Consider the following 15867-nt stretch of genomic DNA (forward strand, 5'->3'; position numbering starts at 1 on the left):
GAGGAAAGATTATCTTTCCTCTTTTTTGCTATATATTGTTCTACAAACTAGTTCCTTTTGGAATACAACCAAGCTGTTTCGTATTTTGGATTCTCTTTACGGAATGTGTCCAAAAAGCCTTCGGCTTCAGGCTTATCAGAGAATGAAGCTACATAGATACGGAAACGACCTCCCGACTCTAGTATACTTGCACTATGAAGTCCATTCTTCTTTATCTTATCCAATAAACGGTCAGCTCTGGACTGTGTATCCTCTCCTCCTACAATGATATAGTAGGTACGTAAAGATTGAGGCTGTGCTTCAGACTCTTTACTCTCTGCCTTCGCATCGACAACCTTAACAGAATCAACCTCCAACAATGGTTTTACTTGTTCTGCAAGAGAATAGATAAAGCCCGATTGCTGAGGTATCCCTCCTTGCAAACCTGTATTATTACTTACATTTGCTGATGGTACAGTGAATAAAAACATGGCAACCACAGCAGCAGCAACACTTCCGAGGGTATATTTAACCGGAAAGCTTTTCCTCGAAGCAGACTCACGCCTATTTATATCCGACAGGTTGCTTAACCCTACAGCGGTAAGACCATAAAGAGATGGAAATACAAAAGATGGATTAGCCTCGAACAGAAGTTTACCTTCCTTATTCATGTATAGGCTGCCCAGTCTTCCACAAGTTACAGGCTTTTGAGTAGAAAGCTCTTGTTTTAACCCTTTGACAAAATCTTTTATTTTTTGCAATGCAGCATTATATGTCATTTTCCCGTCTCTTATATAATAAGAGACGATTACACCATCATCATGTTTCAGATCAGGGTTGAAAGTTATCATATATCCGGGTACGCACACATTAGCATCAATATGATGTAATGGCTCCACCTGATTGACAATAAAACCACCCAACTCCGGTATAATCACACAGTTATGGATTGGCAAGGCAAATTCTAAATATGTAAAAACTTTGTTTTCCATAAAGACAAAGATAATTATAAGTTGTAGAAATGAAAAAGATGACGTTGTCTTTTATTTAAAAAGTTACTAACAATTAATCGTGAAGATTGTTAAAAAAAGGTTACTTTTGAGACTAATTAGCTAAAACAGAATATGGAACTCGAACAAATTATTACAGAGCACATCCGAAAGTCTATCTCTGTAAAGGAATCTATACTATCCGACCCAGCTGTCATGGCAAGCATCAAAGATGCCGTTACAGCAACAGTGGATACGTATAAAAGAGGAAAAAAGACGCTGATTGCAGGAAATGGAGGAAGTGCTGCAGACGCACAACATATAGCCGGGGAGTTTGTCAGCCGATTTTATTTCGATAGACCCGGAATCCCTTCCATAGCATTATCTACTGATACATCTATTATAACTGCAATAGGAAACGATTATGGGTTCGACAGACTCTTTGAGCGGCAAGTACATGCTCAGGGCACAGAGGGGGATATTTTTATCGGTCTTACAACATCGGGGAACTCCGAAAACATTGTCAGAGCACTGCATGCATGTAAAGAAAAAGGTATAAAGTCTATAATCTTGACAGGTAAATCGGGAGGCAAAGCTTCTGATCTATGTGATATTTGTATAAAAGTTCCGTCGGAGGAAACTCCAAGAATACAAGAATCACATATACTGATAGCTCATATTATTTGCTGTATCGTTGAAGAAGAGTTATTTGGGAATCTAAAGTAGACTCAATCTTGATTGTATTGAAACCTACTCCAGATACCAATATATGTATTATCTAAAATTGTTTTAATTTAAAAATTAGCTACATTTGTAACGTTAAAAAGAACAAACATTATATGATCAAGACACAATATCAAAACAAATTATCCCGCAACAATCTGACTTGCAACCAATTAAACACCACCAGTTGTTAAAAAAGGATATTTATAGATTATTGAATTGTGTAGAAAAGATAAACCTTCAATACAAATTAACATAGAAAATCTAGAGTCATTGCTTTTAAGCCTTTAATATTTTAAATATATGAAAAGAGTTATTCTTTATTTTTTTATTTCATTAATTTCAGGAAACCTGTTGTTTGCCCAGATGTCCGATTCGCAGGTCATAGAATATGTTAAAACAGAGGCAGCCAAAGGAACTTCCCAACAAATGATCGCTACCGAACTTTTGAAGCGGGGAGCAACTCAAGATCAGCTATTAAGAATAAAAAGTCAGGTAAATCAGCAAAATCAGAATACCTCCAATATAAACAACCCTACAAACAGACCAACACTAAGAAAAGACGTAACGAATGAAACGTATGCTCTTAGAAATGATTCCATAGCCAGACTGTTGGAATACCAACGAGAAAATGGACTTTTAGAGGATAAAAAGCCTGTAATTTTTGGTAAAAATATATTCAATCAGAAGAATCTTTCATTTGTGCCCAATATGAATATCCCGACGCCCGAAGATTATAAATTGGGTCCCGGCGATGAAATAGTCATAGATATATGGGGGGCATCTCAAACATCACTTCAACAAGTAATTTCTCCGGAAGGGAGTATTGTCGTCGACAGACTTGGACCTGTTTACTTAAACGGAATGACAATAAGAGAAGCAAACTCTTATATCCAACAAAAGTTTTCGAGTGTCTATTCAGGCATCGGTAGCGAAGGAGGATCTTCACAAATAAAACTTAGCTTAGGACAAATACGTACTATCCAGATAAACATATTAGGAGAAGTAGCCGTACCGGGTACGTATGCTTTATCTTCTCTCTCATCTGTATTTCATGCTTTATACAACGCCGGAGGGATAAACGACATAGGATCCTTACGTTCTATTCAACTGTATCGTAAAGGTAAGCTCATAAAAACAATAGATATCTATCAGTATCTATTGAATGGGAATGCAAGTGGCGAAACCCGTTTGATGGACGGAGATATTATTATGGTTCCTCCATATATTTCCCTCGTAGAAATAGTCGGAAAAATAAAACGCCCTATGTTTTATGAGATGACAGTAACTGAAACCCTTTCAGACCTAATCAAATACTCAGGTGGTTTTACGGGCGATGCATACAAAGAAAAAATAGATATTACGAGAAAGACAGGGAAATACGATAAGGCCTATACTGTTAGCTCAAAAGATTTTGAGAACTTTATATTAGACGATAAAGATAAGATACTTGTCAGTGCTGGCTTAAATCAATTTGACAATAGAGTTGAAATAAAAGGTGCAGTATTCAGACCCGGTTACTATGAAGTGGGCGAACAGATAAAAACAATAAAGAATCTAATCGAAAAAGCCGGAGGTATTAAAGAAAATGCATTCCTCAACAGAGCGATACTCACAAGGGAAAGAGCTGACTTAACACGTGAAACAGTTCCCATCAACCTGAAAAATCTTCTTGATGGTCGTACGGCGGATATCAGTCTGAAGAAAAATGATATGCTCCTCATAGCTTCTGATAGCGTATTAGTTGAATTGGGCAGCTTTACAATTTATGGAGATGTACAGACTCCGGGTGAATACGACTATGCCGAAGGAACAAGTATCGAAGACTTAATCATCAAAGCTGGAGGGCTTCTAAAGTCAGCCTCTTTAGCAAAAGTGGATGTTTCGAGAAGGATTGTTGACCCTTTAAGTATTGAGAGCCCAAATGTAATAGCCGATATTTATACGTTTAATATAAAAGATGGATTGGTAGTAGATGGTCCGCCGGATTTTGTATTGAGTCCATACGATCAAGTTTACGTACGACGTAGCCCCGGATATATCGAACAAAGAAATATAGAAATTGCAGGAGAAGTTCTATTTCCGGGCAGATATGCTTTGAAGGAGAAAACTGAAAGACTTTCGGATATTGTAAAACGAGCCGGAAATTTAACCCCCCACGCATTTTCTGCCGGAGCAAGGTTATTAAGAGAAAAAACAATAATGGAAATGACTGAAGAGAGAAAAGCTATGCAAGCCCTATCAAAGGGACTGAAAGACTCTATTTCTACAGATTTACTAAACATTAATCCATATTACTCAGTAGGTATAGAATTGGACAAAGCGATTGCAAATCCAAAATCAGAATATGACCTTGTTCTTCGAGAAGGGGATCAGCTTATTGTACCGGAATATGATAATACGGTAAAAATAAATGGATCTGTCATGTACCCAAATACTGTTCTGTATAAGAAAGGGCAAAAAGTATCCTACTACATTAATCAAGCTGGAGGATACAGTGATTTGGCTGAAAAGAAAAGAGCATATATCGTATATATGAATGGGACTGTTGCCAAGGTAAAGGGGTCAAACAGAGATGCAATCCAACCGGGATGTAATATTGTCATCCCTTCTAAGGAACAGAAAGAGAAAATGTCATTAGCTCAGATATTAAGCCTAGGTACCAGTGTTACTTCTATGGCTTCTGTCGTTGCTTTATTAATAAATAATTTGAGCAAGTAAAATGGAAGAACAAAGACAAGATAATATATCAGAGGAAAAAGAAATAGACCTACTAGCATTAGGTAAGAAAATCTGGCTAAAGAAAAAGTTTATACTAAAAGTTGTTGGTATAGGTCTTATTTTCGGATTGGTAGTTGCTTTTAGTATTCCTAAGGAGTATACAACGACGGTAATACTTATTCCTGATTCAAAATCTACAACGTCTGGGAATATGGGATCGTTAGCTGCGTTAGCAGGAATAAATTTGAATAATAATTCAGGTGAAGATGCTTTAGCTTCACCTAATTTATATCCCACGATATTTAGCTCAACGTCATTTCTTAAAGGGTTGTTTGAAATTCCGATTAGCGACAGTGATAAGGCGATAGATACTAACTTATATACCTATATAAAGGACTACGAAAAGGGGGCATGGTGGGGATATTTATTGAATGTTCCGTTTTATCTAAAAAAATTAATTACTTCATCTGAACCAACAATTGAAAGTAAAGAAAAATCTCCAAGAGTACTATCGAAGGAAGAGACCGCAGTAATAGAATCATTAAGAAGTAAGTTAACAGTTAGCTCTGACAAAAAGACAAGTACCATAAGTATAGATGTCACCATGCAAAGTCCTAAAGTATCTGCGTTGATAGCAGATACTCTCACTTCATATCTTCAATCTTACATTATAAAGTATCGGACACAAAAAGCCAGAGAGGATTTACTTTTTGCTGAAAAACTAAATCAAGAAGCTAAGGAAAATTATAATAAAGCACAGTCGACTCTTGCTTCGTTTATTGATGGTAATATGAATGTAGTTTCTGCAAGATATAGAACTACACAAGAAAGACTTCAAAATGAGGTAACTCTTGCATACTCTGTATATAATCAGACAGCACAACAATTACAAATGGCAAAAATAAAAGTACAAAATACAACACCTGTATTTACAATTATACAACCTTCTATAGAACCGTTGTACGCATCGAAACCACAAAAAAAAATAATATTATTAGGAGTTTTATTCCTTTCTTTTATAGGAGCCTGTGCATGGATAGCAAGAAATGATATAAAAGTTTTGTTATTTGATAACAATTGATACTTGAATGACATCCAGTTCTGAAAATAGTAAAAGAGTCGCAAAAAATACATTATTCCTGTATTTTCGAACAATGTTAACTATGTTTGTTGCATTGTTTACATCTCGAGTGATATTAAATGCTTTAGGTGTTGTAGATTATGGGCTGAATAATGTGATTGCCGGTGTCATTACTTTGTTTGCTTTTCTAAATGGAGCGTTAGGGTCCGCGACATCACGTTTCTTAACTTTTGAATTAGGTCGAGGAAATAAAGAGCAAGTAAAAAAAACGTTTTGTACTGCGTTCAACATCCATTTTGCAATTGCTATTATTATTGTTATATTGTGCGAAACAGGAGGTTTATGGATAGTAAACAACATATTGGAAATCCCTTCCAACAGACTGTTTGCTTGTAATGTAATCTATCAATTTGTCGTAATTTCGGCATTCTTAAGTATCACGCAAGTACCTTTAAATGCAATGATTATTTCACACGAGCGAATGAATATATATGCATACGTAGGAATATCTGACGCTATACTAAAATTATGTATTGCTTACATAATAAGTATCACAGCTTTTGACAAACTCATTACATTAGGAGCTCTTAATCTACTTATCACTATTGGCATGTATATTTTTTATCATATCTATTGCAAACGTAGTTTTACTGAATATAATATCGCTATAAGTAGAGAGAAGAAGCTTTATAAAGAGATGATTGGTTTTTCTTCATGGAGTTTTTTGGGGAATCTACAAGTTGTGTTAAAAAATCAGGGTATAAATATGCTAATCAATGTATTTTTTGGACCAGCCGTAAATGCAGCTAATGCTATTGCATATCAAGTGAATAATGCTATCTATAATTTCTCGAATAATTTTACAACAGCATTAATCCCCTCAATAATTAAATCATATGCAGCCGGAGAAAGAGAACAAATGAAAAATCTAATATTTAGAGGTGCCAGATTTTCTTTTTTCTTACTTATGTTCTTTTTCATATCAGCTATTTTAGAGACAGAGATTATTTTACATTTGTGGTTAAAAAAAGTACCTGAATATACAGTTGTCCTAACGAGATTGATAATCATTTTTACATTAATTGAAAGCTATGCATTTACTGTATGGTCAACAATAAATGCAACAGGTAAGATTCGTGATTTTCAACTAATAGTAGCAGGTATTTTCTTATTAAATTTACCATTGTCTTTTTTATTATATAAGCTAGGTGCGGGACCAAGTGCGGCTTTGATTGTTTCAAATATTCTGTGCATTGTTGTCATTCCAGTTCGGCTATTTTTTTTAAAAAAAGCAATCGGTATAGGTATAATTGAATATATAAGAAAGGTTTTTCTTATTGATATTATTGTATTTATATCAAGTATAACGCCTCCATTAATAATTCATTTATATCTACCATCTGGTATCACTAGGCTCCTGACCGTTGGATCTATTTCCGTAGTAACCTCTATTATAAGTATATATTTATTTGGATTAACAAAAATGGAAAGAAATTACCTTTTAGCATTAATTAAAAAAAAATTACGCTTTTCTACAAAATAAAGTGGTTAAATGAATATGAATAAAAATAGTATTAAACTCACATTCACGGGCGATATCATGTGCGATATGCTAGAAATATCAGCATATAAAAACAGTTTAGGACACTATAGTTTTCTTGAAAAATTTAGTTCTTGTGAGAAGTATTTTCAAGAATCAGATTTTATTGTAGGTAACTTGGAAACACCCATTGGAGATACTGATTTTTGTTCAGAACAATATACATTTAATAGCCCTATTGAATTAGCACTCGCTATAAAAAAATGTGGAATATCTTTAGTTACAACAGCAAATAATCACTGTCTAGATAGAGGAGTTGAAGGTTTGAATAGAACAATTGAGTTACTTGACAAAATAAATCTTAAGCACACAGGGACTAACCTAACCCTCCCTCTTAAACACCAAACAACAGGTATCATTGAATCAATTAATGGTATTAATATTGGTTTTTTATCATATACATATGGTACAAATGCATTTCACAACCATAACTATTTAAGTAGAAAAGATATTTATAAGGTAAATTTATATCAAGAACAAGAATTACATAATAAAATTTACAGAAGAATATATTATTCGCGCTTATATAAATTATACAAACAAGTTGTTGAGAGATTTGCAAGAAAATTATTTCACAAAAAACATATCTTCTGTCCTGTACATGAGCGTAATGAAGGTAGACTTTATTTCAAGAAAAAGATAAAACAGGATATAGCTAATATGCGCAACCTGGGTGCAAACTATATAATCATGTGCCTACATGCTGGAGGACAATATAATGAAAAGCCTTTAGTTAAAACAAAAAAGATAATAGATCAGCTAATTAGCTATGGCGTTGACTCTGTGATCTGTAATCATGAACATGTTATCCACTCCTATAGAAAATTTGATGACAATAAGATAATCACTTTTTCTTTAGGTAATTTTTCCTCCACTATAGGCGTACAGATTCCGCCTTACGATAAAATGGCTGAATATTCAATACTATTCAATTTATATTTATTAAAAGATGATCTTGAGGTAAAATTAGAAAAACACTCCTTTTCAATAGTAAAAAATATATCTATAAAAGAAGGTCAGATTAAAACAGTTTTACTATACGATCTAATTAACAATTGTAATAATAGTGAAGAAAAAAGAAAACTCCTAGCGGACAATTTAAAGATATACAATATTTTCACTAATTCTAGGTGTAAAAATATAAACTTAGAAAAAGAATATTTCCTATGAATCCCCAAATTATAGTAACAAACATAATAGCAACTAATAATTCCATATTATATAATTTTACATATTCCAATTCTTTGAAAGACTATTTCAATTCTGAAGAATCTTTTTTTATAGAATATGGTGTTGATCAGAACAGAAAATTAGATATTGCATCTGTTCCTGATAGTTTATTAATAGTACCTTTCCTCTGTAATATATTACCTATTGCATGGATATTAGATGCCGAAGTTAAAGTAAAGGCTGTAGACAAAAGCTTCTATGAAAGTGTTCCTATGTTTAAGAACGGATATATCAATATGTATCCGAATGTGGAATTTAAAGGAAACTTGAATGCTGATGAAATAATTGAAAACAGATATGAGATTAAAGAAAATAACAATCTAGCATTCTTTAGTGGAGGAGTCGATGCATTCAATACACTAGTTAACCATATTGAAGAAAAACCAATTTTATTAACATTATGGGGGTCCGACATTTTCTTTAAAGATATTAAAGGTTGGAATAACGTTAAGCAACATATCGAAAAAACAGCGGTTGAGTTTAACTTAGAATATTTCTATATAAAGTCAAATTTTCGGAAATTTTTGAACGAAGGAGTCTTGAGCCTTTTGGTGACTAAGAATGCAAAAGACAATTGGTGGCACGGATTCCAACATGGTATTGGGTTGATAGGACATGCTGCACCCTTAGCCTATTTATTGAACTCTAACCTTGTATATATTGCTTCTTCATTTACGAGCAAAGATGCAGGTAAAGTCCCTTGCGCTTCAGACCCTACTATTGATAATTTTGTAAGATTTGCAAATTGTGAGACAATTCATGACGGCTATGAATTTACAAGACAGGATAAAATACAAAATATTACTAAATATGCCATAGCACAAAACAAATCGATTGAGTTGAGGGTATGTTGGCAATCGTCAGGAGGGAGAAACTGCTGTAAATGTGAAAAATGCTATAGAACCATAATGGGCATTCTTGCAGAAGGACAGAACCCTAATAACTTTGGTCTATTATACAAAAAAGAAGATAACCCTACAATAAAAAAGTTCATTAAATATAAATTAAAAATGAATAGTGTCTCTGTTGCTTATTGGCAAGATATTCAACAGCGTTTTTTAGAAAACCAAGATATCAAAGTATATAATCCTGAATTAAAATGGATTTACACAACTGATTTTGAAAGAATTAATAACAATCCAGGGAAGAAAGCTTATTTTTTGTATCACAGAATTATAAACAAAATAAAAAGAACAATATTAAAATGAATTTCCAACAAAAAATAGACGAATTAAAAAATAAGATATATGAAGAGTTAACTCCATTAATTGATTCGGATTATATTTATTTAGATTTACCTTACTACTCTAATATAGGGGATACATTAATTTGGGAAGGTACGGAGTCTTTTCTAAAAACACTACCGCACAAATGCTTATATAAGGCTTCGAATCAAACATTTAAGCACAAAAACCTCCAATCATCCACAATAATTATTTTACAAGGTGGCGGAAATTTCGGTGATTTATGGGGACGTTTTCAAGATTTTCGTTTAGATATCATTAAACAATATCGAAACAATAAGATTATAATTTTTCCTCAGACAGTTTGGTATAAAAATGAGCTTAAAGTCAAGGCGGATGCAGAAAAGATGGCTTCACATCCAAACCTTACTATATGTGCCCGGGATCAAATTTCTTATGATTTTTTAAAAACACACTTCAGTAACAATATCTTATTATTACCAGATATGGCATTCTATATAGAACAGCAAAGATTAAAGAAGTATGTAGCTAAACCAATAAAAGATATTCTTTTGCTGAAAAGGAAAGATCAAGAACTTTCATTAAGAAATGATTATTATAAATATATTACCGAAGAAGGAAATGTTGAAATACATGATTGGCCGACGATGGAACATTCTGATATAATCACAAAAACATTCCAAAAAATTGGTTTTTTAGGTAAATCAGTAGTGGATAAATATGCCAATTATATCTATAGACCTTACTTAATTAAAACAGGAGTTGTTTTTTTAAGTAATTACAAGTATATATATGCAACTAGACTCCATGTAGCTATTTTGTCAATATTGCTTAATAAACCTTTTGTTTTTTTTGATAACTCTTATGGAAAAAACAGCTCTTTTTATGATACGTGGCTATCTGATTCTGATTTTATAAAATTTATAAGATAATAAGATTATGTATAAAGTAACAATTGCCATACCTGTATATAACGTAGAAAAATATATAAAGAGAGCATTATTATCTGCATTGAATCAAACTTTTGAATCAATAGAATTTTTACTTATCGATGATAGAGGTTCTGATAATAGTATGGCTATTGCAATGGATGTCGCAAAGAATCACCAAAGGGGCAAAGATATCAGAGTTATTGACCATGAAATCAATATTGGATTAGGGGCAGTAAGAAATACAGCAATAGAAAATGCTAAAGGTGAATATTTGTATTTTTTAGACAGTGATGACGATATTACTCCTGATTGTATTAGTATATTATATAAGCTCATGATTGAATACCCTGTAGATTTCATAGCGGCTTCACATGGAATTATGTCCTCTGAAGGTTGTTTAAAAGAACAGATTATCTACAAAAACCATATTATTTATGACGATGGTATTTTTTCTGTTGCAAAAGCTTATTATAAAGATGGAATACACATAAATGTTTATGCTTGGAATAAACTTTATAATCTTAACTTTTTACGAAAGAACAATATCAGGTGTAGCCATCTCACTTATGAAGATGTTTTATTTACCTACGAAGTAATATTAAATGCTCGATCATGCCAGTTAATATCCGACGTCTTTTATTCCTATTATGAAATGGACAATTCGATAATGGCACAGACAAGAAAGTCATATACTCCTGAAGCCGCAAAAATTTTTGAAGATATTTTTCTAAAGAAGAAAGAATCTTTATCAAGTTTCTCAAACTATGACTTCTTCCCAAACATGGTAAAACATATCTTTCGGGAAGGGATACCTCGAGCGATTGCTATATATAAAAGCGAGAAGATTCCTTATAATGAAAAAAAAACTTATATCTATAATATATTAGATTATCCTCTTCCATTTAAGAAAATGGTTAAATTCAAAAATATAAGTCATTGGATAATTTACTTTATAACAAAAACACCTAATTTGTTTGTAAAAATTTTACTTTGCAGGTTTTTATTATTTATTATAGGCATGAAGAGTAAACTTGTAAAATAAAACTATTAGCAAAAGATAAAATTATTAATAATGGATAAATTAAAAATACTTGATTGTACACTTCGAGACGGAGGCTATTACAATAACTGGGATTTTGAAGATACATTATATGAACAATATCTTAGATGTATGGAAAGATTGCCTATTGATATCATTGAGATAGGATATAGAAGTCTTCCTAAAAAAGAGTATTTAGGTAAATTTTTTTACTGTCCGGAGTTTTTACTCATAAAAGCACGAGAATTAGCTCCTTCGAAGAAGATTTCAATAATGCTGAATGAGAGGGACAACAATCCTGAACAAGTAGTTAATCTTTTAGGTGAAGTAAAGAGTTATATAGATATAGTGAGATTAGCTGTTGATCCCAAACGATTATCTTCAGCCATAACTTTATCACAATCAATAAAGGCATTAGGTTATGAAGTTGGTTTTAACCTGATGTATATGTCTGATATTTTTAAGGACATAAAAAGTCTCAGAGAATTAAGTGTATTAAATGGCATTATTGATTCTTTCTGCTTGGTAGATTCATTCGGTGGAGTGTATCCTGTAGATGTTAACAATATAGTAGGACAAATAAAAAACATTTTAACAATGCCGATAGGATTCCACGGACATAATAATATTGAAATGGCGTTGGTAAATTCTTTAGAAGCAATAGATTCAGGATGCACAATAATAGACAGTACTGTAACAGGAATGGGTCGCGGAGCTGGAAATTTAAAAACTGAATTATTATTGTCAGTTTTAAACGCAAAAGGAAAATTAGATGTAGATTATAATTCCTTAAGTGAGATTGTTAGTATTTTTACTCAACTACAAAAGAAATATGAATGGGGAACTAATCTACCATACATGGTATCAGGGAGCAACTCCCTCCCTCAAAAAAATGTTATGGACTGGGTCACTAAGAGATTTTATTCTTTTAACAGTATTATTCGAACCCTTAATAATCAAAAAGAAGGCAAAGCTGATAATGTTAAATTATCGAAGTTTAACTCAGACAGAAAATTTAAATCTGCATTATTAATTGGAGGAGGAGCATCTCCCCGAATTCATTCGGAAGGAGTTATTAAATTCTTAGAAAAACAATCGGATATCTGTATTATTCATGCAAGTTCGAAAAATGCAAAATATTATAAAAATGTAAAACGAGAGCAGTTTTTCTGTCTTGTTGGGAATGAAGGATACCGACTCGAAAGTGTATTTAATGGAGATCTAAATGATTTTTCCGGACAATGTATTCTACCTCCTTATCCTCGAAAAATGGGGACATACATCCCTTCTATTGTTGCAAAAAAATCGTTCGAATTAAATGGAGTAGATTTTACAAATAAATATATTGATTCACATACGGTATTGGCAATTCAGACCGCTATTGAATTGGGTGTAGACAATCTATTTATCATTGGTTATGACGGGTATGACAATATGATTATTACATCAAAAGAGAGAGATCTGATAGTAGAAAATGAATATACTTTTGCTAAAGCAGCAAATAAAGTAAAGTCCATTCGCTCTTTATTCCCTTCACAATATTCACTAACTGTGTCATCCTTATATTCTTATTTATAATATGAATAGTATTTCAGTATTCCTCCCATGCAGAGCTGGAAGCGAACGTGTTCCACAGAAGAACATCAAACCGTTTGCAGGTATAACAAATGGTCTATTAGAGATCAAGTTGCAGCAACTACTTAAGATACCTCTAATAAATGAAATTGTACTTTCTACAAATGATGATTTAATCATCGAATATGCAAAGAAACTAAATAATAGTAAAATAAGTTTAGATATTCGTCCCGAATATTTATGTACATCCTCTACGACTACAGATGAGTTGATACAATATGTTCCGTCAATTATGAAAAAGACTGAGCATATTATGTGGACACATGTCACATCCCCAATGTGCAATGAGGACGATTATATAAAAGCTATTGATAAATATTTTAAGGCTTTAGCACAAGGATATGATTCTTTAATGAGCGTAACATTATTGAGGAAATTTCTTTTTTATAAAAATGGGAAATCTGTAAACTATGACAGATCTATAGAATTATGGCCTCGCACACAGACTTTATCCCCAATTTATGAGGCAAACAGTGCTTTTTTCATTAATTCCATTGATAATTACAATCTATACAAAGATAGAATAGGTAAATCTCCGTACTTTTATGAGCTCGATCAGATAAAATCATTTGATATTGATTGGGAAGAGGATTTCAAAATAGCAGAAATTATATATAAGCAAACATTATCAGAATAAATCAATCTTAAATAACAACGATGAAAAGAAACTTATTACTAATATTTACATTCTTTTTATGTTTTACAATAGCTTCGTGCACTGCAGAAGATTCTATAAATTTCAATCCTCCAATAATTGACAATCCTCAATTACCATATTTATTAGTCAATAAAGGAATAGCATTCAAAGGTATAGATAAAAGACAATTAATACAAGGGAAACATTCGAGTTGGACACATGCTACAGTAGCTTACGATAAAGAAATAAATAAATTTATTATTTTTTATGATATAAAAAATGCACATGAAGTGATCAACAATAAAGTAGCTATGAGATTCAAATCTCCTACAGGAGGTTTTAGCAATCTACAAATAGTCGCAGATAGATTATCAGAGGGTATTAGTTGTAAAACCCAAGCTAGTGGTATTGCCAAGAATGGAGATTACATATCTTTAGTTGTAAATATAAATAATAATTCAAGAAGTATACAAGAAACAAAGGTATATAGATCAAAAGACAAAGGTACAACATGGAGTATTCAAAGTTTATTGATAAATGAAGGTGGTATAATGAAGCCCTTTCTTGGGTGGGTTGAAGGCTTTTTAGTTTTGAAATCAGGGAGAATATTGACTTTAGGATTATATCAAAAACAAGCCCGAGTACTTTACTCTGATGATAACGGTTACTCATGGAATTATTCCTCTATGCCTAAGTGCTATCATTTTGAACCCGCCTGGTGTGAACTCTCTGATGGAACTATTATATGCTACATGCGAGCTACATCTATGGCAGGATATAAAACCAAAATACCTGCATATTTCACAAAAAGCTCAGACGGGGGATTAACTTGGGAATTGCCTATTCCATCAAAGTCTATCATAAATATGACAGAAGCGAATGGTCATCTTTTCTATCATAAAGATATCAAAAAAGTTGAATTCATTTATCATAGTCGTTTTACTGAAAGTGATGGGTATTCAAGTATATATCAATGTGCCGCAAATGAAGATGATGCAAAAAATGACAATATGGGAGAACAGTTTCGAATACACTATTTACCCCCTCAAGACAGAATTGGTGATAGTGGTTATATCGGTGGCACTATATCATCAGATAATATCATGAATATATTTTATTATGCTGGCACATCGCAAAATGCTGATATATATTATATGGAAGGAAAGAAAAACTCTGAATATTATAAATGAGTTTTTATCATTTTAATATTAAATTTTCAAACAAAAAACGAACAAGCGAAGTATTTAAGCATAATGAATACTATTGCATAAATTTATAATACTATTTCTCTAGGATGAAAGATTTTATAAAAAACAGCTTTTATTTTATTATTTTTCTGATAAAGTTGATATATCATGGTCATTTTTGGAATCCTATAAAAAAAGAATCTTTAGGTACTATTGCCGTATTAGCCAATGGACCTTCTTTAAAAGATATCATACCCAATCTCTTAATAAAAGAGGAATTTAAAGACGTTGATTATATTGTATTAAACTTTTTTGCTTTTGATAATATTTTTTTTAAAATTAAACCTAAATATTACTGCTTTGCAGATCCCATGTTTTTCCATGAAAATCATAGAATAAAAGATGTAAGAAAATTATTTTCAATATTAGAAAATGAGGTGGATTGGAATCTGACTATTTTTATACCATCACCTTTTTATCGTAGTTTTGTCTCATTTAGTCAGCTTAAAAACAAATATATTAATATTATAAAAATAAACAATTTAATATGTAAGGGATTTCCTAATGTGAGAAACTTCTTTTACAAAAAAGGTCTTGCAGCCCCCCCCTTTGGGAGTGTAGCCAATTTAGCTATATTTGTAGCTTTAAATAAAGGATATACAAATATAAATCTTTACGGAGTTGACCACACTTTTTTTTGATTCATTATGCATAAATGATAAAAATCAGTTATGTAACAGAGATATTCATTTTTATAATAACGATACAGCTGCCTTAAAGCCTATTCTTAGAAACGATAATAATGAACCCTGGAAAATAAGTGAATATTTAAAGGGTATCTCTTTAATGTTTGAAGGTCATGATTTACTGCTTGAATATTCACAATATTTAGGAAGTAACATCCTAAAT

General features: G+C 32.1%; 13 protein-coding genes. 12 read left to right on the plus strand and 1 reads right to left on the minus strand.

The genetic code is table 11. From position 1 onward, the window contains the following. Positions 1–47: 47 nt before the first annotated feature. A complete protein-coding gene (locus HMPREF9456_RS09535) occupies positions 48–971 on the minus strand; it encodes an HU domain-containing protein (protein ID WP_006843303.1) in 924 nt (307 codons plus the stop codon). 132 nt (positions 972–1103) lie between these two features. Between HMPREF9456_RS09535 and HMPREF9456_RS09540 the strand changes: the two genes are divergently transcribed. From HMPREF9456_RS09540 to HMPREF9456_RS09595, 12 genes are all read left to right on the plus strand, one after another. Beyond that, positions 1104–1694, plus strand: a complete 591-nt coding sequence (locus tag HMPREF9456_RS09540) for a D-sedoheptulose-7-phosphate isomerase (RefSeq protein WP_006843304.1) — start codon at positions 1104–1106, stop codon at positions 1692–1694. 300 nt (positions 1695–1994) lie between these two features. After that, on the plus strand, positions 1995–4412 hold the full coding sequence (locus tag HMPREF9456_RS09545) for an SLBB domain-containing protein (protein WP_006843305.1): 2418 nt from the start codon (positions 1995–1997) through the stop codon (positions 4410–4412). 1 nt (position 4413) lies between these two features. Further along, complete coding sequence (locus HMPREF9456_RS09550) at positions 4414–5493, plus strand: Wzz/FepE/Etk N-terminal domain-containing protein (protein ID WP_006843306.1); 1080 nt, start codon at positions 4414–4416, stop codon at positions 5491–5493. Positions 5494–5500: 7 nt separating this feature from the next. Then, the gene (locus HMPREF9456_RS09555; RefSeq protein WP_006843307.1) at positions 5501–7036 is read left to right on the plus strand and encodes an MATE family efflux transporter; all 1536 of its coding nucleotides are present in this window, start codon (positions 5501–5503) and stop codon (positions 7034–7036) included. Between the two features lie 9 nt (positions 7037–7045). Then, a complete protein-coding gene (locus HMPREF9456_RS09560; protein WP_006843308.1) occupies positions 7046–8263 on the plus strand; it encodes a CapA family protein in 1218 nt (405 codons plus the stop codon). Then, positions 8260–9531: a hypothetical protein gene (locus tag HMPREF9456_RS09565; RefSeq protein WP_006843309.1), complete on the plus strand. Its 1272-nt coding sequence runs from the start codon at positions 8260–8262 to the stop codon at positions 9529–9531. Before HMPREF9456_RS09560 ends, HMPREF9456_RS09565 begins: the two co-directional genes overlap by 4 nt. Then, a complete protein-coding gene (locus HMPREF9456_RS09570; protein ID WP_006843310.1) occupies positions 9528–10460 on the plus strand; it encodes a polysaccharide pyruvyl transferase family protein in 933 nt (310 codons plus the stop codon). The genes HMPREF9456_RS09565 and HMPREF9456_RS09570 overlap by 4 nt, the downstream gene beginning before the upstream one ends. Before the next feature lie 7 nt (positions 10461–10467). After that, entirely contained in the window at positions 10468–11502 is a 1035-nt protein-coding gene (locus tag HMPREF9456_RS09575) for a glycosyltransferase family 2 protein (protein WP_006843311.1), read from the plus strand. 30 nt (positions 11503–11532) lie between these two features. Continuing rightward, positions 11533–13077, plus strand: a complete 1545-nt coding sequence (locus HMPREF9456_RS09580) for an aldolase catalytic domain-containing protein (RefSeq protein WP_006843312.1) — start codon at positions 11533–11535, stop codon at positions 13075–13077. A 1-nt stretch (position 13078) separates the two neighbouring features. After that, a complete protein-coding gene (locus HMPREF9456_RS09585; RefSeq protein ID WP_006843313.1) occupies positions 13079–13771 on the plus strand; it encodes an acylneuraminate cytidylyltransferase family protein in 693 nt (230 codons plus the stop codon). A gap of 20 nt (positions 13772–13791) precedes the next feature. After that, positions 13792–14961, plus strand: coding sequence for a sialidase family protein (locus HMPREF9456_RS09590; protein ID WP_006843314.1), 1170 nt, complete (start codon positions 13792–13794; stop codon positions 14959–14961). A 104-nt stretch (positions 14962–15065) separates the two neighbouring features. Next, positions 15066–15659: a hypothetical protein gene (locus tag HMPREF9456_RS09595; protein WP_006843315.1), complete on the plus strand. Its 594-nt coding sequence runs from the start codon at positions 15066–15068 to the stop codon at positions 15657–15659. Positions 15660–15867: the final 208 nt, after the last annotated feature.

The sequence above is a fragment of the Dysgonomonas mossii DSM 22836 genome, from assembly GCF_000213575.1.
Classification (GTDB): Bacteria; Bacteroidota; Bacteroidia; order Bacteroidales; family Dysgonomonadaceae; genus Dysgonomonas; species Dysgonomonas mossii.

Coding starts and splice junctions, on each gene's coding strand:
- HMPREF9456_RS09535 (WP_006843303.1), bottom strand. CDS start 971: ATGGAAAACAAAGTTTTTACATATTTAGAATTTGCCTTGCCAATCCAT.
- HMPREF9456_RS09545 (WP_006843305.1), top strand. CDS start 1,995: ATGAAAAGAGTTATTCTTTATTTTTTTATTTCATTAATTTCAGGAAAC.
- HMPREF9456_RS09590 (WP_006843314.1), top strand. CDS start 13,792: ATGAAAAGAAACTTATTACTAATATTTACATTCTTTTTATGTTTTACA.
- HMPREF9456_RS09580 (WP_006843312.1), top strand. CDS start 11,533: ATGGATAAATTAAAAATACTTGATTGTACACTTCGAGACGGAGGCTAT.
- HMPREF9456_RS09570 (WP_006843310.1), top strand. CDS start 9,528: ATGAATTTCCAACAAAAAATAGACGAATTAAAAAATAAGATATATGAA.
- HMPREF9456_RS09550 (WP_006843306.1), top strand. CDS start 4,414: ATGGAAGAACAAAGACAAGATAATATATCAGAGGAAAAAGAAATAGAC.
- HMPREF9456_RS09585 (WP_006843313.1), top strand. CDS start 13,079: ATGAATAGTATTTCAGTATTCCTCCCATGCAGAGCTGGAAGCGAACGT.
- HMPREF9456_RS09540 (WP_006843304.1), top strand. CDS start 1,104: ATGGAACTCGAACAAATTATTACAGAGCACATCCGAAAGTCTATCTCT.
- HMPREF9456_RS09575 (WP_006843311.1), top strand. CDS start 10,468: ATGTATAAAGTAACAATTGCCATACCTGTATATAACGTAGAAAAATAT.
- HMPREF9456_RS09560 (WP_006843308.1), top strand. CDS start 7,046: ATGAATATGAATAAAAATAGTATTAAACTCACATTCACGGGCGATATC.
- HMPREF9456_RS09555 (WP_006843307.1), top strand. CDS start 5,501: ATGACATCCAGTTCTGAAAATAGTAAAAGAGTCGCAAAAAATACATTA.
- HMPREF9456_RS09565 (WP_006843309.1), top strand. CDS start 8,260: ATGAATCCCCAAATTATAGTAACAAACATAATAGCAACTAATAATTCC.
- HMPREF9456_RS09595 (WP_006843315.1), top strand. CDS start 15,066: ATGAAAGATTTTATAAAAAACAGCTTTTATTTTATTATTTTTCTGATA.